The 22031-nt window shown below is 61.7% G+C and carries 17 protein-coding genes and 4 tRNA genes; 19 read left to right on the forward strand and 2 right to left on the reverse strand.

Annotated elements, in window-relative coordinates:
• The first annotated feature begins 2 nt into the window (after positions 1-2).
• The 7 genes from rbfA to OIM11_03380 all read left to right on the forward strand — a co-directional run bounded on the left by rbfA (position 3) and on the right by OIM11_03380 (position 6813).
• The gene (rbfA, locus tag OIM11_03350) at positions 3-338 is read left to right on the forward strand and encodes a 30S ribosome-binding factor RbfA (protein ID HJJ00171.1); all 336 of its coding nucleotides are present in this window, start codon (positions 3-5) and stop codon (positions 336-338) included.
• Positions 339-389: 51 nt separating this feature from the next.
• The gene (locus tag OIM11_03355) at positions 390-1439 is read left to right on the forward strand and encodes a bifunctional oligoribonuclease/PAP phosphatase NrnA (GenBank protein HJJ00172.1); all 1050 of its coding nucleotides are present in this window, start codon (positions 390-392) and stop codon (positions 1437-1439) included.
• Positions 1436-2407: a tRNA pseudouridine(55) synthase TruB gene (gene truB, locus OIM11_03360; protein HJJ00173.1), complete on the forward strand. Its 972-nt coding sequence runs from the start codon at positions 1436-1438 to the stop codon at positions 2405-2407. Before OIM11_03355 ends, truB begins: the two co-directional genes overlap by 4 nt.
• Positions 2400-3374: a riboflavin biosynthesis protein RibF gene (locus tag OIM11_03365; GenBank protein ID HJJ00174.1), complete on the forward strand. Its 975-nt coding sequence runs from the start codon at positions 2400-2402 to the stop codon at positions 3372-3374. The genes truB and OIM11_03365 overlap by 8 nt, the downstream gene beginning before the upstream one ends.
• Before the next feature lie 2 nt (positions 3375-3376).
• Entirely contained in the window at positions 3377-5236 is a 1860-nt protein-coding gene (dnaG, locus tag OIM11_03370) for a DNA primase (protein ID HJJ00175.1), read from the forward strand.
• 14 nt (positions 5237-5250) lie between these two features.
• Positions 5251-6708: an RNA polymerase sigma factor RpoD gene (gene rpoD / locus OIM11_03375; protein ID HJJ00176.1), complete on the forward strand. Its 1458-nt coding sequence runs from the start codon at positions 5251-5253 to the stop codon at positions 6706-6708.
• Between the two features lie 29 nt (positions 6709-6737).
• Positions 6738-6813: transfer RNA gene (locus OIM11_03380), tRNA-Ile, on the forward strand.
• Positions 6814-6898: 85 nt separating this feature from the next.
• Here the strand turns inward: OIM11_03380 and OIM11_03385 are convergent.
• Positions 6899-6972: transfer RNA gene (locus tag OIM11_03385), tRNA-Cys, on the reverse strand.
• A 55-nt stretch (positions 6973-7027) separates the two neighbouring features.
• Positions 7028-7103: transfer RNA gene (locus tag OIM11_03390), tRNA-Gly, on the reverse strand.
• Positions 7104-7205: 102 nt separating this feature from the next.
• On the opposite strand from OIM11_03390, the gene OIM11_03395 reads away from it, so the two are divergent.
• From OIM11_03395 to OIM11_03450, 12 genes are all read left to right on the forward strand, one after another.
• A tRNA-Val gene (locus OIM11_03395) sits at positions 7206-7280 on the forward strand.
• A gap of 170 nt (positions 7281-7450) precedes the next feature.
• Entirely contained in the window at positions 7451-8275 is an 825-nt protein-coding gene (locus OIM11_03400) for an Mrp/NBP35 family ATP-binding protein (protein ID HJJ00177.1), read from the forward strand.
• A 376-nt stretch (positions 8276-8651) separates the two neighbouring features.
• Positions 8652-11486 carry a molybdopterin-dependent oxidoreductase gene (locus OIM11_03405; GenBank protein HJJ00178.1) on the forward strand — a complete coding sequence of 945 codons (2835 nt, stop codon included), beginning with the start codon at positions 8652-8654 and terminating at the stop codon, positions 11484-11486.
• A 16-nt stretch (positions 11487-11502) separates the two neighbouring features.
• The gene (locus tag OIM11_03410; protein HJJ00179.1) at positions 11503-12066 is read left to right on the forward strand and encodes a 4Fe-4S dicluster domain-containing protein; all 564 of its coding nucleotides are present in this window, start codon (positions 11503-11505) and stop codon (positions 12064-12066) included.
• On the forward strand, positions 12063-13154 hold the full coding sequence (gene nrfD / locus OIM11_03415) for a polysulfide reductase NrfD (protein ID HJJ00180.1): 1092 nt from the start codon (positions 12063-12065) through the stop codon (positions 13152-13154). The genes OIM11_03410 and nrfD overlap by 4 nt, the downstream gene beginning before the upstream one ends.
• A 356-nt stretch (positions 13155-13510) precedes the next feature.
• Positions 13511-14665, forward strand: coding sequence for a (Fe-S)-binding protein (locus OIM11_03420; protein ID HJJ00181.1), 1155 nt, complete (start codon positions 13511-13513; stop codon positions 14663-14665).
• Between the two features lie 74 nt (positions 14666-14739).
• Complete coding sequence (locus tag OIM11_03425) at positions 14740-16959, forward strand: molybdopterin-dependent oxidoreductase (protein HJJ00182.1); 2220 nt, start codon at positions 14740-14742, stop codon at positions 16957-16959.
• A gap of 5 nt (positions 16960-16964) precedes the next feature.
• Entirely contained in the window at positions 16965-17888 is a 924-nt protein-coding gene (locus tag OIM11_03430; GenBank protein ID HJJ00183.1) for a DUF2064 domain-containing protein, read from the forward strand.
• A gap of 29 nt (positions 17889-17917) precedes the next feature.
• Positions 17918-19225 (forward strand): radical SAM protein, encoded by a 1308-nt coding sequence (locus tag OIM11_03435; protein ID HJJ00184.1) that lies wholly within the window; start codon positions 17918-17920, stop codon positions 19223-19225.
• Positions 19226-19242: 17 nt separating this feature from the next.
• Positions 19243-20223, forward strand: coding sequence for a DUF169 domain-containing protein (locus tag OIM11_03440; protein HJJ00185.1), 981 nt, complete (start codon positions 19243-19245; stop codon positions 20221-20223).
• A gap of 23 nt (positions 20224-20246) precedes the next feature.
• Positions 20247-20798 carry a flavin reductase family protein gene (locus OIM11_03445; GenBank protein HJJ00186.1) on the forward strand — a complete coding sequence of 184 codons (552 nt, stop codon included), beginning with the start codon at positions 20247-20249 and terminating at the stop codon, positions 20796-20798.
• On the forward strand, positions 20795-22024 hold the full coding sequence (locus OIM11_03450; GenBank protein ID HJJ00187.1) for an MBL fold metallo-hydrolase: 1230 nt from the start codon (positions 20795-20797) through the stop codon (positions 22022-22024). The genes OIM11_03445 and OIM11_03450 overlap by 4 nt, the downstream gene beginning before the upstream one ends.
• Positions 22025-22031 lie beyond the last annotated feature (7 nt).

A 22031-nucleotide genomic window follows, 5' to 3' on the forward strand; every position in this document is an offset into this window, starting at 1 on the left:
ACATGAAACAGACACCCACATCGCGTCGTGTCAACGAGGAACTGCGCGAGAAGATCGCCAACGTGCTGCTGTTCCAGATCGCCGACCCGCGTCTCGAGCTCGTGACGGTCACCGACGTCGAGGTCTCCAAGGACCGCGAAGTCGCCAACGTCTACGTGAGCGCCGATGCGAGCCGCTATGACGAGGTCATGGAGGGGCTCGAAGCCGCCAAGGGCCGCATACGCTCGCTTGTCGGCAAGAGCCTCGGTTGGCGCGTCACGCCCGAGTTGCGCTTCTTCATCGACCCGTCGGTCGACGCTGCCGAGCGCATCGCGTCGCTGTTTTCCGACGAGGGCTAGCGCAGCGCAATCATCGTTTGCGATTACGCACCAAGACCAAAAGGACGATCAATGGCGAAGCTCGATTACACGAATGGCATTGAGCTGCTTGACGGGGCGCGAAGCGTTGCCGTCTGCGGCCATGTCAACCCGGATGGCGATTGCCTCGGCAGCGCGCTTGCCCTCACGCTGGGTCTGCGCAGTCTCGGTTACGAGGTGACGCCGCTGCTCGCGACGCGCGAGCAGCCCAAGCTCTACGACTTTCTCGCAAGCTACGGGGATTTCATGCCCGCTTGCGAGTACCATGCGCGCCCAGACGTCTTTATTCTCGTTGACGTGCCGAGCGCCGCGCGTGCCGGCGATGGCGAGCACGTCTTCAAACGCGCGAAGAAGACGCTTGTCATCGACCATCACCAGGGCGATGCATCCTTTGCCGATGTCGGCTATGTCGACAGCACGGCTGCGGCTGCGGGCATGCTCGTCTGGGATTTTCTCGAACAGGCCGGCGCCGAGATGACGCCGGATATCGCGACCTGTTGCTATACCGCGCTCGTGACCGACACGGGCAGGTTCCAGTTTCAGAATGCCGACTCGCGTGCGCTCATGGCGGCGGCCGACATGGCGGCTGCCGGCGCGCTTCCCTCCGAAGTCGCACGCTACGTCTATCAGCGTCGCAGTTGGGCGGCCTTGCAGCTCGAGGCTCTCGTCGTGCGCCGTCTCGAGCTGCTCTTCGACGGTAAGCTCGCCCTGTCGTGGGCTTGCGAGGCCGACTTCGAGGAACTCGGTGCGAGCAAGGAGGACGGCGATTCGCTCATCGACGCGATACGCCAGCTCGATGGCGTCGAGATCGCCGTCATGCTGCGTGAGCAGGGTCCCATCGTGCGCGGCTCGATTCGCTCCAAGACCGATCGCGATGTCGCTGCCATCGCCGCCCAGATGAACGGTGGCGGTCACAAGGCGGCAGCCGGCTTCACCATTCACGGCAAGCTGCCCGAAGCGCGTGCCATCGTCGAGGGCCTCGTCGCGGAGTCCTTTGCCGAGCAACCGAAGGCCTCGATGACGACGGATGCCGAGGTAACCGCCACGACGGCATTTACGAGGATTCGCGAGGACATGCTATGAGCCGTAGGCGTGGTGCCAGCGGACTGTGCGGCGTGCTCGCGCTCGACAAGCCCTATGGGATGACATCGCACGATGTGGTCAATCGCGTACGCCAGATTACGGGTGAGCGGCGTGTGGGCCATGCCGGCACGCTCGATCCGGCCGCGACGGGTCTCATGCTTGTGGGAGTGGGCGCAGCCACGCGCCTGTCCGAGTACCTCACCGGACACGACAAGGGCTACGATGCCCGCATCGTCTTTGGCATCGCCACCGATACGGACGATGCCCAGGGACGCACGCTCGCGAGCGCGTCTGACGGGGAGCTTGCGGATATCATGCGGTCAGTGGATGCCCAAGCCATTCTCGACGAGTTCACGGGCGAGCTCGAGCAGCTTCCGCCTGCGTATTCGGCCATCAAGAAGAACGGCGTTGTCGCCTACAAGGCGGCGCGTGAGGGCACGTGCCTCGAGCTTGAGGCACGCCACGTCACCGTGTACGGGGCGCAGCTTGTGGGCGCGGGCGTGTGCGAGGCGGAGCTCATCTGCGCCGATGGCGATACATCGGTGCGCGAGTTGCCCTTCTGGGACGTCCATTTCGACGTGAGCAAGGGTACGTACATCCGTGCTCTTGCGCGTGATATCGGTGCCTATCTCGGATGCGGCGCCCATTTGGGCTCGCTTCGCCGTACGTCGGTTGCCACGATGGGCATTGACGAGGCCTGCTCCATCGACGAGCTCGCGAACCGTGCCGAGGCAGGCGGCGTGCTGCCGTGGTGCGACCCGGCTCGACTCTTGGGATTTCCCGTCATCGAGCTCGGCGAACAGCAGGCGCAATGCGTGGCAAACGGTCGCGAGCTTACCGATATCTCCGCAGGCGAGGGCATGGTCTCGTGCATTCGCGACAACAAGCTGCTCGCTGTCTACAACTTCGTCGCCGGGGCATGCCGTCCCGCGACGGTCATTCCCGGGGGTGTCATCGGCGTTGGCTAAGGCGGGGACCATCACACGGTGCGATTCAGCGGCGTTTCGTGCGGGCGAGATCTCTCCGCTCGGTCGAGATGACAATGGGACCGTTCTCGTCATTGGCGTTTTCGATGGCATGCACATCGGCCATCGGGCGATTTTCGCTCAAGCGCGCGAAAGAGCCCGCGAGCTTGGCCTGCCCCTTGTCGCCGTAACCTTCGATCGCGATCCCGACGAGATATTCCGTGCCGATGATCCCACGTTTGGCAAGCTGCTCTCGAACGACGAACGTCTTGCGGTGATTGCCGAGCAGGCCGAGGGCGGGGTGCTGAACCTCGTCACGAGCCCGGAGCTGTTCTCGATGCCACCCTCGGAGTTCCTCGACTTTCTCGGGAGTGCCACGAATCCGCGCGCTATCTTTACCGGTTCGGATTTCCGCTTTGGCGCCCACGCCAGCGGCACGGTCGAGGACCTGGGGCGTTGGTCGCTCGACCACGGATGCGAATCCGTCTCCTGCGAGCTCATCGAGGAGGACGGCGAGGTCATCTCGTCGACACGCATACGCGCGGAATTGCGCGAGGGCGCGGTTGCGCAGGCAAAGCGATTGCTTGCCGGCAGACCGCACAGCATTGTGGGCACCATCGTGCACGGTCGTGGCGCAGGTGATGGCTTCGGCTTCGCAACGGCCAACCTCGACCTCGCGAATTGCGAGACCATGCTGCCGCGCGAAGGCGTCTACGGCGCGTACGGCATTGTCGATGGTGCACGCTACGCGGCTGCCGTCAACGTCGGCGTTGCCAGGAGCTTTGCCGAGGCGACGGCCCCGGTCGAGGCCCATCTGCTCGACTTTGACGGCGACCTCTACGGCAAGGACATTCGCATCGAGTTCGAAGAGTGGCTGCGTGGACCGCGCGTGTTCGAGACGAAGGACGAGCTCATCGAGACGGTGATGGGCAACATCGAATGGGTGCGCGAGCACCTGGGAGGCAAGTAGCCATGGCGCGCATCTCCGATGACGATATCCGCCGCGTGCGCGAGGCGACCGATTTGGTCTCCCTCGTGAACGAGCGCGTCGTGCTCAATCAGAAGGGCCGCCTGTTCTGGGGATGCTGCCCGTTCCATGACGAGAAGACGCCCTCGTTCAAGATAGATCCCGACTTGCAGAACTGGCACTGTTTCGGGTGCGGCAAGAGCGGCGATGTCTTCGGTTATCTCATGGAAAGCGAACATCTCGAGTTTCCCGAGGCCGTGCGCGCGCTGGCCGACCGCGCCAACATCGAGATCACCGAGGTGGGCGGGAGCGGCATTCCCCGCAGCCTCAAGGACCGCATGATGCAGGCCTGCGCCGAGGCCGAGAACTTCTATCACATGGAGCTCATGCGCTCGCGCGATGCTGGTCCCACGCAGGCCCGCGCCTACTTGCACGAGCGTGGCTTCGGCTCGGAGTGCGCACGGGAGTGGAAACTCGGTTACGCCCCCGGCCACGGCAAGCTCGTCGCTCATCTCCAGTCACGGGGATTTACCCGTGACGAGCTCGTCGGTGCGAACCTCGCCTTCGTGAACAAAGGCGGATATCTCATCGACCGCTTCTTCGAGCGCGTGATGTTTCCCGTGCACGATTTGCAGGGGCGCAGCATAGCGTTTGGCGGCCGTATCATGGGGCAAGGCGAGCCCAAGTACCTCAACACTTCGGAGACGCCCATCTTCCACAAGTCATCGAACATGTTCGGTATCGACGTTGCGAAGAATGCCATCGTCAACAGCGGCGAGGCCATCGTCGTGGAGGGCTATACCGATGTCATCGCCATGCACCGGGCCGGCATCAAAAACGTCGTCGCCACGCTCGGCACGGCGCTCACGGCCCAGCATGTCAAGCTCATCAGCCGCTTTGCCTCGCGCATCGTCTATCTCTTCGACGGTGATGCCGCGGGTCAGAAGGCGGCGGATCGCGCGAGCGAATTCATCGACTGGCAATCGGCGGTCGAGAGTCGTCGCGATCCGATCGACCTGCGCGTCGTGGTGCTTCCCGATGGCAATGACCCGGCGGAGTTCCTCGGTGCGCATGATGCGGATGCGATGCGTGCCATCATCGCCGCCGCCGAGCCGCTGCTCGCCTTTTCGATCAATCGCTGCATCGAGCGCTACGACTTGCATCGTCCGGAAAACAAGGCGCGCGCCATGACGGAGGCACTGCAGATTTTGTATCCCATCAGGGATTCCGTTTCGGCAACGGATTATGTCAATATCATCGCCGACCGTTTGAATGTGGAGTACACTGCCGTATTCAAGGCTCTCAAGGAGACCAAGGCCCCTATGGCTGCCCGCCATCAAAACGATCAGGCCGTCTCAGAGCCCCAACCGAATGCGGTTAACCCGGTAGCCGAGCAGATCATCGAGGCGGACCAACAATCCGCTCGCATGGAGTACGGGCTCATCGCGCTCGTTGTGACAGACGCTCATCTTCTCGATCACATTGGGAAGGACCTGATGCGCATCAGGTGGATGGATCAGGCCGCAGAGAGCATGGCTGATGCTCTCATCGCGCTTGACCATGATGCATCCGCTGCACAGGCGCTCGCGTCAGTCCAGAGGGCGTGCCCCGATGCCTCGACCCTGCTTGCCCAGGCGATGATCGAAACGGAGGACAGCACAGAGAAGCTGTTTCAAGCGCGCCTCATGGTTCGCACACTACGCGAGCGCGACCTTGAGCGAAGCATTCGAGATGCGAAGGCACGCATGCGTTCGGAAAGTGGGCTTTCACCCGAGGAACTCGACAAGCTCTTCGAGCGGACCGTGTCGATGCAAAAGGAACTCGTCAGACTGCGAAACAACGCGCCTGACGATATGAAGGACTAGAAAAGGGGATTGACGTGGCAAAGACTTCCACCACGAAGAAGAGCACGGCAAAGACGGGCAAATCCGCAGCCAAGAAGTCGGCTGCAATCAAGCAGGCGGAGGCCGAAGAGGGCGTTCTCGACAACGAGCTCATCGCCCGCCTCGATGACTTCATCAAGGATTCGGGCAAGAAGGTCGAGCGCAGCGTCGTCGAGAGCAGCTTTTCCGACGATGACCTATCGAGCAAGCAGATGGGCGCGGTCTTCGAGTACCTGGAGGCCAACGGCATCAAACTCACGGGCAAGAGCATGCAGGTCGTCGAGGTCGATGACGACGAGGATATCGACGCCGCCATGAGCGACGAGGAAATCATGGAGGGCATCCCCGAAGACGAGCTCGGCGCCCCGAGCGAAGCCATGAGCATCAAGCAGGCCGAGGAAGCTGTGGAGGCCGAGGCTGCCGAGGCGATGAAGGCTGCGGGAATCAGCGGCGACGAGAAGCCGGCCGATGCCAAGAAGCGCCGTGCCGAGGCACGCAAGGCCCGCATCGAGGCAAGCTCTGTCGTCATGCTCACGGGTGATCCGGTGCGCATGTACCTGAAGGAGATCGGCAAGGTCGACCTGCTCACCGCCTCCGAGGAAGTCGACCTCGCCATGAAGATCGAGGCCGGCCTCAAGGCCACCGAGGAGCTCGAGCGCGCCGAAGACGAGGGCGTCGAGCTCACGCGTCGCGAGCGTCGTCGCCTCACGCGTGTCGAGCAAGTCGGCTTGGACGCCAAGGACCAACTCATCGAGGCCAATCTGCGCCTCGTCGTCTCCATCGCGAAGCGCTATGTCGGTCGAGGCATGCTCTTTCTCGATTTGATCCAGGAGGGCAACCTGGGCCTCATCCGCGCCGTCGAGAAATTCGACTACACCAAGGGCTTCAAGTTCTCGACGTACGCGACCTGGTGGATTCGCCAGGCCATCACCCGTGCCATCGCTGACCAGGCCCGCACCATCCGCATCCCGGTGCACATGGTCGAGACCATCAACAAGCTCGTGCGCATCCAGCGCCAGTTGCTGCAGGAGCTCGGTCGCGAGCCAACGCCCGAGGAAATCGGCGAGCAGATGGACATGACCGCCGAGCGCGTGCGCGAGATCCAGAAGATCAACCAAGAACCGGTCAGCCTCGAGACGCCCATCGGCGAGGAGGAGGACTCCCAGCTCGGCGACTTCATCGAGGATCACGAGGCCGTGCGCCCCGATGACGCTGCCGGCTTCTCGATGCTGCAGGAGCAGCTGCAGATGGTGCTCGACGGACTTGCCGAGCGCGAGCGCAAGGTCATCGAGCTGCGCTTTGGCCTCAAGGACGGGCATCCCCGCACGCTCGAAGAGGTCGGGCGCGAGTTTGGCGTCACGCGCGAGCGTATCCGCCAGATCGAGAGCAAGACGCTCGCCAAGCTGCGTCACCCGAGCCGCTCGAGCAAACTCAAGGATTATCTGGAGGATTAATCAGCGGCTGTGTATAATGGCCGTCACTTGGCCCCATGGCGCAATGGTTAGCGCGATCGACTCATAATCGACAGGTTCCAGGTTCGAATCCTGGTGGGGCCACCAAGAAAGTCGCTGACGGGTCCGGCAATGCCGGGCCCGTCTTTTATTGCAATGAAAAAGCGCCCGAGAAGGGCGCTGGGGGAGTCGATGGAGGCGACGACCGGAATCGAACCGGTGATAAAGGCTTTGCAGGCCTCTGCCTTACCGCTTGGCCACGTCGCCATGCTGCGTGCTTTGAGTAAAAGAGCCGACTGGGAAGCCGGCTCTTGACTTAGCATGGAGCGGAAGACGGGGCTCGAACCCGCGACCCCAACCTTGGCAAGGTTGTGCTCTACCAACTGAGCCACTTCCGCGCGCAGAGCGGTATTCTAGGGAAGTTTTTGGCAAAGCGCAAGAGAAACTTGTAAAAATACGTGCTTGCGATGAAGCGTCATTCTGTTAGACTACTTTGCCACGGGCGTTTGGCGCAGCGGGAGCGCGTTTCCCTGACACGGAAAAGGCCACTGGTTCGATCCCAGTAACGCCCACCAGGTACATGCAAGGGGGCCGGGACATACGTCTCGGCCCCCTTTTTTCGTGCGCCGGCAAAGTGCTTGGTTGCCGTTTCGTAACTGGTGCGCGCTTGGGGCATGCATTACCATGAAGCACGGCTTTTAAGAGAGAGGTCCTGGGATGCCAGGACGGCTTAGGGAGATTCAACATGGCTGAATGCAATTCCAATTGCTCCGCATGTGGCGATAGCGGGTGTGCCGATCGCACCGCTCCGCAGACGCTGCAACTTCACGAGGGTACGAAGATCAAGAACGTCATCGCCGTTGCAAGTGGCAAAGGCGGTGTCGGCAAATCGCTCACGGCCGCGATGCTCGCCTGCGAGCTACGTCGCCGTGGCCACGAGGTCGGCATTCTCGATGGAGATATCACGGGCCCGTCCATCCCGCGCTCCTTTGGCATCCATGAGCCTCCCGCCGTCGACGAGGATGGCATGCTGAGGCCGGCCGAGACCAAGACGGGCATCAAGGTCGTGTCGACCAACATGCTTACCGCTGACGAGGCGACGCCGTTCCTCTGGCGCGGCCCTGTCCTCAATGGCATCCTCACGCAGTTCTACAGCGACATCAACTGGGGCGAGCTCGACTACCTCATCGTCGACATGCCCCCGGGAACGGGCGACATCCCCATGACGGTCTTCCAGCAGTTCCCGCTCAAGGGCGTTGTCATTGCCACCGCGCCGCAGGTGCTCGTCAACATGATCGTCGAGAAGGCCATCCGCATGACCGAGCACATGAACGTGCCGGTGCTGGGCCTGGTCGAGAACATGTCGTACTACGAGTGCCCTGACTGCGGTTCGCGTCACGAGATCTTCGGCAAGTCCGAGGTCGAGGCCATCGCCAAGAGCAAGGGCATCGATGCCTGGGCCTGCGTGCCGATGGATCCGAAGATTTCGGCCGAGGTCGACTCGGGCAATGTCGAGGACATCAAGGGCGACTGGCTTGACCCGATCGTCAACAAGATTGAGTCAATCTAGTACTTGACTCCTTGTGCACAAAGCGCTTATCAGTGCACGAACATGATGGGGATTTCGCCGAAAGCGGTGCAGATTGCGCACACAGGCGAAATCCCCATTTTCATAGCTTCACATAACCTCCATCCCGTGATTTAATACGGAAGTTAGACGTTAGACGTCGGCATTGCCATGTCCGCTTGTCGTTGCGGGTGCAGGCGCTGCAGGCAGACAACGTCAACACGCGAAGATGGCGACGTCTTCGTAGGAGGTGTTCCGCATGACTGCATGGTCTGCGGAAAGCAGGTAATGCAAACATGTGGCAAGAGAGAATGAAGGAGGAGGCAGAGTGAGAGACTATTCATCGACGAAATGGTTGGATGAAATCCACGCAGAAGGCGTGGAGGTCAAGAAGTCATGCTGCTATTTCTGCCATCAGAACTGCGGTGTTCTGGCTTACGTCAAGGACGGTAAGCTCATCTACGCCGAAGGCGATCCGGATCATCCCACCAACGCTGGTGGCCTGTGCACTCGCGGCAACCAGGCCTACACGTTCGTGGATAATCCGTCGCGCATCAACTACCCGATGAAGCGCGCAGGCGAAAAGGGCGAGAACAAGTGGGAGCGCGTCTCCTGGGATCAGGCCCTGACCGAGATCGCCGCCAAGCTCAACCAGATCAAGGAGGAGTCTGGCGCAGAGGCAGTCGCCGCTGCGGCCGGTACCCTGCGTACCGACGACTGGGCAAGGCGTCGCTTCCTCAATATGTTCGGAACGCCCAACGGCTTCCACAACGCCCTGCTGTGCTGGATCCCGACCTTCATGGTCGAGACCGCCATCAATGGCTGGTCTCCGTTCGAGACCGACCTGGGCGCGTCCAAGTGCGTCATCCTGTGGGGCTTCAACCCCGGCGCATCTTCCATGCCCGGCATGCACGGTTACACCGACCTGCAGAAGGCCACCGGCATGAAGCTCATCGTCGTCGACCCGCGTTACTCCGAGACCGCGGCTCATGCAGACCTCTGGCTGCCGCTGCGTCCGGGTTCTGACACGGCCCTGTCCATGGCGATGATCAACGTCATCATGAACGAGTTCATCTATGACATGGACTTCGTCGATCAGTGGTGCGAGGGCTTCGACGAGCTCCGCGACTACATCGAGCCGTACACCCCCGAGTGGGCCGCGCCCCTCACCTGGCTCGATCCTGAGCTCATCCGCCAGGCTGCCCGCATGTACGCGACCAACCGTCCCGGCAACATCCAGTGGGGCTGCACCTGGGATCAGCTCGGCCGCACGGCTGGTGCCGGCATGCACGCCCGCTCGATCCTGCGTGCCATCTGCGGCAACCTCGATTGCCCCGGTGGCGACGGCATGCCCGGTCCCGCGGCGTACGTCACCGACGAGGAGCTCGAGGCCAACGATCGCCTGCCCGTCGAGATGCGTGCCAAGCAGATCGGTGCCGACAAGTACAAGATGACCTCCTGGCCCGGCTACGAGCGTCTTTCCCAGATCTCCAAGGACAAGTGGGGCAAGGCCTTTACCGCCGAGTGGATGTGCGAGGCTCATGGCCCGTCCGTCTTCAAGGCCATCCTCACGGGCGATCCCTATCAGGTTCGCGCGCTGTTCGTCAGCGGCTCCAATCCGCTGTCGTCCTATGGCGATGCCAAGATGACCTTCGAGGCTTGCAAGCAGGTCGAGTTCCTGGTCGTTCTCGAGTACTTCATGACCCCGACGGCCCTCATGGCCGACTTCGTACTGCCGGTCGCAGGTGCCATGGAGCGCCCGATGGTTCACACCAACTACGGCGTTACCGACTCCATCGTTTGCTCCGAGCGCGCCATCTGGCCGATGTACGAGCGCAAGACCGACTACAACATCTGGAGGGACCTGGGCCTTGCCTGCGGTCAGACCGAAGAGGACTGGCCCTGGCCGGAGCTTGAGGACGCATACTTCCACGTTCTCTCGCCGCTTGGTCTCCCCATCACGGACTACAACGACTTCGTCGCTCGCTTCCGCATGTACTATCCGCCGCTGCAGTACCAGAAGTACCTGCAGAAGGGCCAGTTCTGCACCGCCTCGGGCAAGGTCGAGCTCAAGTGCTCGGTCTTCGAGGAGTTCGGTCTGCCGGCCTTCCCGAAGTACATCGGTCCGGCCGAGAACGAGATCGACGATCCCGAGGTTGCGGCCGAGTATCCCATCGTCCTCACGACGGGCGGCGGCTTCATGCCGTTCCACCACTCGGAGCACTTCAACAACCCGATCATCCGCTACATCAAGCCCGATCCGTACTTCACCATCCATCCCGACCTCGCCCTCACGCTGGGCATCGAGATGGGCGACTGGTGCTGGATCGAGACCCGTCGTGGCCGCATCAAGATGCGCGCCAACGTCGAGCCGGGCATCGATCCGCGTGCGATCTACACGCAGCGCGGCTGGTGGTTCCCCGAGCGTAGCCCCGAAGGCCCCGAGCCCTTTGGTTGCCTCGAGTCCAACACCAACGTGCTCACGTCCGTCGATGACGAGCACTGCGATCCGCTGACCGGCTGCTGGGCCAACCGTGGCCTCATGTGCAAGGTCTACAAGTGCACCGACATCGACTACGAGTACACGGAGCGCGACTGCCAGTTCTCCATCCCCGGCTCCGCTTTCGCTTCCGAGGGCCCGGGCGTGCATGCCATGCCGAGCACCCAGAAGATGGCACTCGAGTTTGCCGAGCCCGTCTTCGCGCAGCCCGACTTCGAGGTTCCCGAGGGTCTCACCTGGGATTACCGCAAGCGTGCCTGCTATGACGAGAATGGCCGCCGCTATGATCAGGCCTCTGGCTGGATGGTCGACGATGCGACGGGCACCTTCTACCAGATGGGTACGGGTTACAAGTACATCTCCTTCAATGGCGACTTCCTGCTCGACGAGAGCACGGGCCAGTTCTACGACTTCTCCATGCAGCCCTGCGAGGGCCCGCAGGCCGATTTCGAGCTGCCCGCCGGCACGACGTGGAACCCCGTCACGCTCAAGGCCGAGGACGACAAGGGCCGTTACTATGACACGGGCAGTGGTTGGCTGATCGACCCGACGAGCTCCTTCCACTATCAGCCGGGCACCGGTTATCGCTTCGTGCAGCATGAGGGCGGTAACTACCTGGTCGACGAGGAGAAGAACGACTGGTACGACTTCTCGATGCAGCCTGTCGAAGCGCCCTATAACATCAAGGACGCCAGCGTCCAAGCGAACCAGTAGAGAGAGGAGGACTGGAATGACCCGTTACGCAATGGTTATGGACCAGCGTCGTTGCATTGGTTGCTCGTCATGCACCATCGCATGCCGCACCTGGAACGAGCTGCCCATTGACATCATCTACAACCCCGTTGTTTCCAACGGAGCAGAGGGCGTGTGGCCTCATGTCCACATGACCTTCACGCCGCTCATTTGCATGCACTGCGATAAGCCCGCCTGCGTGCCCGCTTGCCCGACCGGTGCATCCCGCCAGGACGACGACGGTATCGTGTGGGTTGAGCCTTCCCAGTGCATGGGATGCAAGGTCTGCGCGAATGCGTGCCCCTATGGCGCTCGCGACATGAACGAGCACGAGGGCTACATCCGCAAGTGCACCTTCTGCAAGGATCGTGTCCGCGAGGGCGAGCAGCCCTTCTGCGTCATGACCTGCCATCAGAAGGCCCGTACGTTCGGCGATCTCGATGACCCCAACAGCGAGGTCTCGAAGCTCGTGAACTCGTATTACACCGAGCAGGTCTATCCCGAGGTTGGTACCGAGCCCATGATCTACTACATCCCCGATTTAGGAGGTACGGTACAGTGAAACAGTTCTGGATTTGGCCTATCGCCCTCTACCTCTTCCTGGGCGGCCTTGGTGGCGGCATGATGGCGACCGCCGCCGTTGTCGGATTGATCATCGCGCCGTCTGCTCTTACCAGTGGTGCTCTGGTCTGGGGCGTCTTCATCGCGTTCCTCATCCTGGGCATCGGCACCGGCTTGCTCGTCTTCGAGCTTGGCCAGCCGTGGATTTTCTACCGCGCCTTCGTGACGAGGACCTCGGTCATCAAGTGGGGTGCTGTGTTCCTCTCCATCTCGATGATCGCGGGCGTGCTCTTCATTTTCTGGGAGCTCTCCTGGCTCACCATTCTGCCCTTCATCCCGTATGAGGGCTTTGCCCAGGTCCTGCTCGGCATTGCCGGCATCTTCGGCCTGTGCGTCACGATCTACACGGGCGTCCTGCTCTCGAGCATGAAGTCCCGTCCGTTCTGGAACACGCCGGTTCTGCCCGTGCTCTTCATGGTGTCCGGCTGCTCCACCGGTGCGGCTCTGCTCTCCATGTGCATCGGCGTTTGGCCCTTCCCGGCCGAGTGGCTGCAGGTCAACCTGTCCACGCCGCTTGCCGCGCTGCTCACCGAGGAGCTGCGTCACATCCTGCATATCGCCGACGCAATCCTCATCTCGCTCGAGCTCGTCGTGCTGCTGCTGTACGTGATGCTGCAGTTCTGCGCCTCCAACGAGACCGCCAAGGCCCATGCCGAGCGCTGGGTCCGTGGCGAGTGGGCCGGTTACTTCTGGGGCCTCATGGTCTGCTGCGGTCTGGTCATTCCGCTGCTGCTCAACGTGACGAACGTGGGCGGCTATGCCTCCGCGCTCATCGCTCTCATGGGTGGCTGCCTGCTTCGCTTCATGATTATCTGGAGCTACCAGCGCCGCGTCACCCCGGCAGAGCTCAAGTACTACACGCGCCTGCCGCAGAGCCACCAGGACTTCATGGATTACTGGGAGGCTGGCAAGGAGTACTGGACTTGGGTTACGCCCGCTGGTGAAGTTGCTGACGAGGCTCCCGCCGATGGTCCGGACGAGGCTTACCAGACGGCTGGCCCCAACCCGGCCATGACTGGTGCTCAGTAGGATTTGCGCCATCTGGCGTGATTGAACCGCAAGGTTTTGCGAGGTCCCGCTTCCCCAATGGGAGCGGGGCCTCTTTTTGCGCCCGCGGCATGGCGCCGGAGGCTCGGCGTCTTTCGGACGTGTGGCGCGCAAGCATGGCGCCCAGGCATGCACGCCTGTGACCGTCTTTTTGGCAGCAGCGTGCGCCTTTGGGCGATATTGCCCGACCGTGCACGTTCGTGGCTATTTGCTCGCCCAGCAGCGTGCACGTTTGGGCACCGTGCTTTGATTTATCGCCTTCCTATCCCCAGCAGATTATTCGCTCGCGTATAATCGGGCGCATACCACGCATGCCATGACGCGAGAGAGGACTCGAGATGCATCATCCCCTTGAAGATGTGCAAGACTTTTCCGACAGCTGTATTCGATGCGGCCTGTGCGCTCGGACCGATTGCGGAAACTTTTCGAATGGCGAGCCGTGTCTCGGCGAACTGTGCGAGTCTCTCCTCAATGGCGAAGATACCTGGGATTACGTGCCTTTCACCTGCGCGCTGTGCAACCGCTGTACGATCAGCTGTCCGGTCGATTTGCGTGCGTCCCGTGCCAACAAGCCGCTCAGGGCGTTGCTACTCAAGCAGAAACCCGAGCTTAAACCGCTCTATCGCAAGTTCAGGACCGATCTCAAGCACAACGTCTTTTCGTCGTTGCGTGCCCGTGACAGTGGTGACATCAACGATGTCATCTACATTCAAGGCGAGGCGGACCTTGGGGGTGTGGCCGACCACACCGCGTTCTTCCCGGGGTGCGCGCTCTACGCCTATGCCCCTGAACTCACGGCGAAGGTCTCGCAATGGCTGCGTGACGAGCAGATTGCCGCATATACCCTCACGATTTGCTGCGGCGCGACATTCTATGACGTTGGCTTCTATGACGAGTTCGATGCCTATCGCGAGCGCGTGCAGGCATTCTTGCGCGAGAGGGAAATCGAGCATCTCGTCGTGACGTGCCCGCACTGCGCGCATATCCTCCCGCAGCTCGTAGAAGGTATGGGCATCGACCTCGTGCGTCTGCCCGACCTGCTTGTCGAGCGCGGCATGATATCCGAGAGCGATGAGACGATAACCTTCCATGATGCCTGCTATGACCGCAGCGCAGGTGTTTTTGGCAATGCCGCACGTGCGCTGTTCGATAAGGCGGACATCAAGCCCATGCCCCATGAGAAGCGTGATAGCCTGTGCTGCGGCGGAGGCGGTATGGTGAGCGTGTATGCCCCGGACTATTGCGTCTATCGGCGCAACCAACGCCTTGCGGAGATTGACGGTGTGGAGGTTGATCGCGTGCTTTCGACCTGCTTCTCCTGCGTTAACTCCCTGCAACGCGGTATCGGCAGCACGCCCGTCCAGCATTATCTCGAGCAGATATTCGACTGTCCCGTCGATTGGGGCAAGGTCTATGCAAGCGTCGATGCGCTTTTCGCCGACCCTGAGTACGAGAGGCTTTGCGAAAGCGACGAGCTGACGATTGTGGATTAGTCGTCCCTGCCGGTGCCGTGTTGTAACCGGAAGGTGACGGCGCTTGCCGGGTTCATGCAGTACAATTGCGAGCTATGACTACCGAGATTCGCAAAACCAATTGCCATTACTGCGGATACCTGTGCGCGTTCGACGCAACGCTCGAGGATGGCCGCGTTGTCGATTTCACGCCGGATCCCACACGTTATCCGTACGACACGAGCGTGGCGGCGCGCTGTTGCCGCTGGCCCCTCAACCTCGAGAAGCTCTACGACGAGGACACGCGCGTCAACTATCCCCTGAAGCGCATAGGGCCGCGCGGTGGCGGTGGGTTCATCCGCGTGAGCTGGGACGAGGCACTTGACGATATCGCATCGCGCTTGCGCCTGCTCATCGACGCACACGGGCCGTGGACGGTGGCGAGTGCCATCGGTGGGCCGCATGCGGTCTACTGGCCATTGCATCGCTTCATGAGCTTCATCGATAGCCCCAACAACATGGGCATTGGTCCCATCTGCTGGAATCCTCGTATCTGGATGGACACGATGACGTATGGCTGGTCGGTCGAATGCGACTTCAGGCCCGACCTCACCGAGTGCCTCATGCTGTGGGGTACCAACCCGGCCGAGTCGGACAACTCGCTGTTCTGGCGCAATATCGCCGATTACGTCCGCAACGATGGCAAGCTCATCATCATCGATACGCGGCTATCCATGACGGCGGCAAAGGCAACGTTGTGGCTTGCGCCCTTCCCGGGCACCGACCTCATCCTTGCCTATGCGTTTGCGCGCGTCATCATCGAGGAAGACCTCTACGACCACGATTTCGTCGAGGAGTGGTGTTTTGGCTTCGATGAGTTCAAGGCCGCTGCCTTCGAACGCACGATAGACGAAGCGGCGCAGATCACGCAGGTGAGTGCCGACGACATACGCGCGGCGGCTCGCATGTACGCGACGAGCAAGCCCGCAGGCCTGCTTTCGGGACGCGGCGTCGACCAGATTGGCCCCAACACCGCACCGCTGCATCGCGTTATTGCGGCGCTACGTGCCATTACGGGCAACGTGGATGTGCTGGGCGGCAACGTCCTCAACGAGGCGCCGAGCTTCATGAGCGAACTCGAGCTCGAGGATAGCGCGCTGCTCTCGGCCGAAGCGCGTGCCCACGGTCTCAACGAGCCTGACTGCGGCATACAGAGCTACACGGGCTGGGAGCTCGCCGACGAGCGCACCGGCAAGCTGGGACGTCACCTGCCCATGCGCTATCTCACCTCCGCGCTGCCCGCGCGTGTGTGGAACGCGACCATCACCGGCAAGCCCTATCGCGTGAGCGCGCTCATCGTCGATGGTGCCAACCCGCTTGTCACCTACGCCGATACGCAACTTGTCATGGAGGCGTTCAAGGCGATGGATCTCATCGTCGTGCTTGAGTTCATCATGACCCCCACGGCCCTCATGGCCGATTACGTCCTGCCCGCTGCCGCCGCCGTCGAGCATCCGTGTTTCCAGGCGATGGGCGGCGTTTCCGACTTCTGCTACGGCGGCCCGGCCGCTGTCGAGCCACAGTTCGAGCGTCGCGAGGATTACGTGATTTTGCGCGATCTCGCATTGCGCATGGGCTGCGACGAGGCCCTGTGGCCGGCTCACGACCTGACCGAGGAGCTTGCGCGCACGATTGCCCCGACGGGCATGAGCTGGGAGGACTTCACCATCACCGGTCTGTGCGGTGGACCTGCGCACTACTTCAAGCACCTCGAGCCTGACGAGGTCACGGGCAAGCCGCGTGGCTTCGCGACCGAAAGCGGCAAGGTCGAGCTCGCCATTCCCTTCCTGCAGCGACGCGGGGCCGATATGGTCGCGCGCTTTACGCCGGTACCCGGCGTGCATGTGGACGCATGTAACGATGCTGACTGCGTCACGCTTGTCACAGGAGCACGCAAGCAGCCCTACTGGGCTTCCTCGTACTTCGAGGTGCCGTCCATGCGCGCGCGTCATCCGCAGCCAACGGTCGAGATGTCGCAGGCGACAGCCGAACGTCTGGGTCTTGCCGAGGGCGACGCTTGCCTCATCTCGCGACAGGACACACCGGACGTTGAGGTGCTCCAATACGTGCATATCACGAATATGCTTGACGATGTCGCCTCGGCCGAATACGGATGGTGGTACCCTGAGGCAATCGAAGACGCTCCCGACTTCGAAGAGTGCTTCAAATCGAATATCAACCTGCTTACGCGCGGTACCGTCGAGGGCGTGCGCGAGCCGCTTATAGGCACGTGGATATACAACGGCATTCCCTGCCGCATCAGGAAGAAGGAGTAACACCCATGCAGAAGAAGTACGCGATTCTCATCTTCTCCAAACCGCCGATTCCCGGTCTGGTCAAGACGCGCCTCACCGTCGAGCGCGGCGGAGGCTTTACCCAAGAGCAGGCGGCCCAGTTCTTCAAGCGCAGCCTATGGGACGTGACGGAACTTGCCATGTGGTGCATGGACGACCTCGAGGCTCTCAATCGCGAGGAACGCGAGGCTGACCCGGCAGCCCCCGAGCGTAGCTACGACCTCTTCATCTCCACGACGCCCGAGAAGAACGTCGCCCTCATGAAGGAGACGATCGAGGAGATTGGCCAGTGGCCGCGTGAGATTCACTACATGTACGACCGCGGTGCAACCTTCGACGATCACTTCGACATGGCCTTCAAGGAGATTTTCGACCAGGGCTACGAGGCCATCGTCTCCATCGGCGCCGACATTCCCACGCTGCCGCGCGCGCACGTGACCCAGGCCTTCCAGTGGCTCATCTACTTTGCCGAAGTACTCGGCACGCCGGGCTTCGTGCAGGCGCCGTGCCAGGAGTGCGGCACCTCGCTCGTCGGTTTTAACTTTGATACGCCCATCAACCACCAGGGCATCTACTACAACATGACGGGACGCCCCGCGCTCGATGGCTACGTCGAGAAGCTCGTCGAGGAGGGCATTCCCAACGCATACCTCGCACCTGTCGCCGATGTCGACGAAGTCGAGGACCTCGCGCACTGCCTGTCATGCGCCCGCGCCCTGCGTACGGCATCCGAGTACCAGACGGGCATCTACGTGCCCAAGCGCGTGCTGCAGTGGGCCGACTTCCTCGGTCTCAAGCCGCATGCCGCGCCCAACGAGAATCATGACCCGCGCCAGTATCTGGATGACGTGGAGGACGGTGCCGATGCGCCCGCGCACGAGCCGGAAGAGACCGAAGGGATACTCCGGTAGAGCTACCTCCGTATAGTAAAAGGGCAATTATGACTAAGAAGCGACTACTCCATACGGCGCATGCGCTGTGTCCGCATTGCCTCAAGCAGCTCAAGGCCGACATCTACGCAGATGACGATGGCAAGGTCTGGATGACGCGTACCTGCCCCGAGCATGGCGAGACCGTCACCTACGTATGGCCCGATGCCGAGCATTACGAATGGCTGCGCTCGATGCGCGTCGCGCCGACGGCCCCCAAGTGCCGCGACTACGCAATCGAAGACGAGTGCCCCAAGAGTTGCGGGCTGTGCAAGCGTCACCTGCGTCGTGGCACGCTTGTGGAGATCGAGGTCACGCGCCGCTGCAACGCCAAGTGCCCCGTGTGCTTCATGAGTGCGGACTTTCCAAGCGACGGCATCACCTTTAACGAGATCGAGGGCCTCATCACGACGCTTGCCGAGAAGGTTGGCCCCGAGACGGGCCTGCAGATCACCGGTGGCGAGCCGACGGTGCGCAGTGACCTGCCCGAGATCGTCATGTGCGCACGCCGCCACGGCTTCACCGGCATCGAGATCAACACGAACGGCATCGTGATCGGTCGCTCCAAGGATTACCTGCAGAAGCTTGTCGATGCGGGCATCACGGGCATCTATCTCTCTTTTGATGGCATTGACGAGGAGCCATACGAGGCTATCTGCGGCAAGGCGGCAATGCTTGCCGACAAGATGGCCGCCATCGAGAACTGCCGCGAGGTGGGCATCCAGGTGGTGCTGTGCATGACCATCGTCAAGGGCGTGAATGACGACCGCATCGGCGAGGTCATTGACTTTGCCTGGGAGAACTCCGACGTGGTGATTGGCGTGGCGCTGCAGCCAGCATTCACCTCGGGACGCTTCGAGCCGAGCGAGTACGCGCCCTACACGGCGGGTGACACCATCTTTGCCCTCGAAGAGCAAACCGACGGTCGCATCAAGGTTGCCGACATCATGCCGCTTGGCTGCTCGCATCCGCTGTGCGACACGGGTACCTTCCTCATGCCCGATGGCGAGGGGGGCTATGTTCCGGCCACGCGCGGCCTGTCGAGCGAGGAGTACATGGAGTACTTCGACCCGACATCCCCGCAGGGTTCGGTGCTGCCCGACATCCTCTACAAGAAGGGCGTCAACCTCTACCACGGCATCAGTGTCATCATCATGAACTACATGGATGCGATGACGACCACGACCGAGCGCATGGCGGAATGCTCGATGACGGTGGCGATGAAGGACGGTCGCGTGATTCCGTTTTGCAGCTACCAGATGACGAACTCCGCGGGAGAGCGTATCTACGAGATGTGGGGCACCGGTCCTTCGGCCTGATGTGACAAGGAGCAGCAATGAGTGCTGATTACGAATTCATACACGACCCCGAACGCTGCGTGGCCTGTGGCCTGTGCGTGGCGTTTTGCCCGCAATACAGCTTGGAGGCGGGCGAGGATGGCATGCCCGTCGCCGTCAACATGGAGGAGTGCGTGGGCTGCACGACCTGCTCGGGGCAATGTCCGCAACGTGCGATCGTTATCAAGTCGCTACCCGGGGCCACGGCCTTCGACCCGTATACGGATGAGGAGCGCGCAGAGCCCATCAGCGCCGAGGAACAGCGTCACTATGCCGAGGCCGAGAAGGCCATCATGGAGGCACTCGACCTGCGCTGGCATCCGGTGGCCGTCGGTCTCATCGACATCGACGAGCCATTGCCTGACGTGCCCATGCCCACCGAGAAGCTACGCTACTGCCAGAGCATGAATGCCGCGCGACGGGGTGCTTCGATACTCATGCCGCCACATTGCCACGCTTGCCCCGACGGCACCTCGATCTTTGGCATGACCGGTGTGCCGGAGAAGCTTGCCACGGGTGAGATTTACGTGCTGTTTCACAAGGTCGTGGATGCCGAGGCGGCGGCCAAGATGGTGGGGGAGCGCCCCACCTTGCCGCCCAACTCCAAGCGCGCCACGCTCGTGCAGCCACTTGGCAAGTGCACGCGCCACCCCGAGGTCATTGTCTTCACGGGCACGCCCGAGCAGATGATGTGGCTGTCGATGAGCATGTCGTATTTCGATGGGCACCGCCATGACTTCCATGCCTCGGGCTTCAACGCGCAATGCGTGGAGGCAACGCTACTGCCGCTTATGAACGACGAGCCCAACATATCGTTTGGCTGCTACGGTGGCCGTGCGTCAAGTGACATCGGCGAGGATATGATGTACATGGGCGTGCCCACCAACCGCCTTGATACCATTGTCGAGGGTTGCCAGGAGCTCGCGAAGCGTGCCATCCCGCAATCGCGCATGAAGATCTACGTACCGCCCATTATGTAGGTGCTCGCAGGCGAGGAGCTGTCATGACGCAAGCGCTCAACGAGCTGGCCGGTAACGAGATTGCCACGCTGCTCATTCCCACAACCGTCACGCTCGTCACGGCGTGTGACGCGGCGGGCGCCGACAAGGTCGCGACCATCGCATGGGTCATGCCCATCTCGCACGAACCAAGCCTCGTTGCCGTCGCGATTCGTCCGGGCGGGCAAACCGCATGCGCCCTGCGCGATTCCGGCTGCTTTGTCGTGAACGTGCTCGGAGCTGACGAGGATGCCGTCCGCATCGCGATGCTTTGCGGCAAGAAGCAAGGTGTCGATGACCGTGTTGCCGAGGCGGAGCTTACGCTTTCGCCGGGCAAACGTGTCGATGCCGTCCGCATTGACCAGGCCATCTCGTGGGTCGAATGCGAGCTCGTCGAATCGCAGGTGTATGGCGATCACGAGCTCTTCATCGGCCGCACGCTCATTGCCGAGACATGCGGCGCGCTTGACGAGAACAGCAAGCTCGAACCAATGCCGGCTCTGCTCATGGGGCAGCGCGGGCGCTTCGGACATTTCGAGGAAGGATTCAGCGCATGATTGCACCCGAGTACCATATTCGTGATTGCGTCGAAGCGGATATGGACCTTATCCGCTATCTGTTTTCGGTCGAGGGATTCAGCGACTTGCAAAGTCCCGAGGGCATACGCGTTGCCGTTACGCCCGATAACACGATGTACGGCGCTTGCCGTCTCGAGCAGGGAAGCGATGGCTCGTGGAACGTGCGTCCCATCGTCGTCTTCGATGTCGTGCAAGGCAAGGGCGTGGGCCGTGCGCTGCTCAAGGACGCGTTGCGCCTTCATCCGGACCTGCGCCTCGTTGCCCGTGGCGAGATTGAGCCTTTCTATTTGTCGTGCGGCTTCGAGCGTTGCGGTTGGGATGCCATCGCACCCGAGTATCGCGCCGAGTGCGATGCCTGCCCCGACAAGGCTGCATGTGGTCCGCTGCCTTTCCGCTCCCTTCCCATCGAGCGAACCTTCACCTTCCTCGGGACGAGCTCGGGTTGTGGCGTGCCGGCCTTTTTCTGCCATTGTCCGGCTTGCGAGGCGGCGCGCAAGGACCCGGCAAAACGCCGCGGCTGCACGGGCGTTGCCTTGCGCGGTCACGGCATGACCGTCATCGACGCCTCGCCCGACATCCGCCACCAGCTCAATCGAGAGGGCATCGACGTCATTGACGACTTCTTCCTCACGCATGCGCACTACGACCACATGGGCGGGCTGGGCGAGTTCGAGTACTTCATCCGCCTCTACCTCATGAGCACCATGCCCTTTCATGGGAGCGAACACGCGATTGCCGAGACGCTCAGGGAATACTCCTACATGGATGATTGCTTCGCGCTCGACGTGATGGAGCCGTATGACGTGCGCGAGGTGGACGGCCTTGCAATCCAGGCGTTGCCGCTCAAGCATGCGCCGGGCACCTTCGGCTATCTCATCACCACGCCCGAGGGACGCCGCACGTTCTACGCACCCGATACGAGCGATCTGGCGCCCGAGGTCATCGAGATACTCAGGGGCGTCGACAACCTCGTCATGGATTCGACCTTCTGGGAGAATCACGGGGCCGCCCGTTCGCACCATGATGTGCACCAGACCGTGCATGAGGGCATCGACATCCTTGATGCCGGGCGCATCTACCTCACGCATCTTGCACCACACATGTGCGATCCGGGCGTGAACGAGATTGACGAGGTCTACGCATACGCCGCGCAGTTCGATGGTCGCGTCGTCGTGGCCGAAGACGGCATGCAGTTCACGCTGTAAGCTGGTA

The organism is Coriobacteriaceae bacterium (assembly GCA_025992705.1).
In the GTDB taxonomy this organism is placed as follows: domain Bacteria; phylum Actinomycetota; class Coriobacteriia; order Coriobacteriales; family QAMH01; genus QAMH01.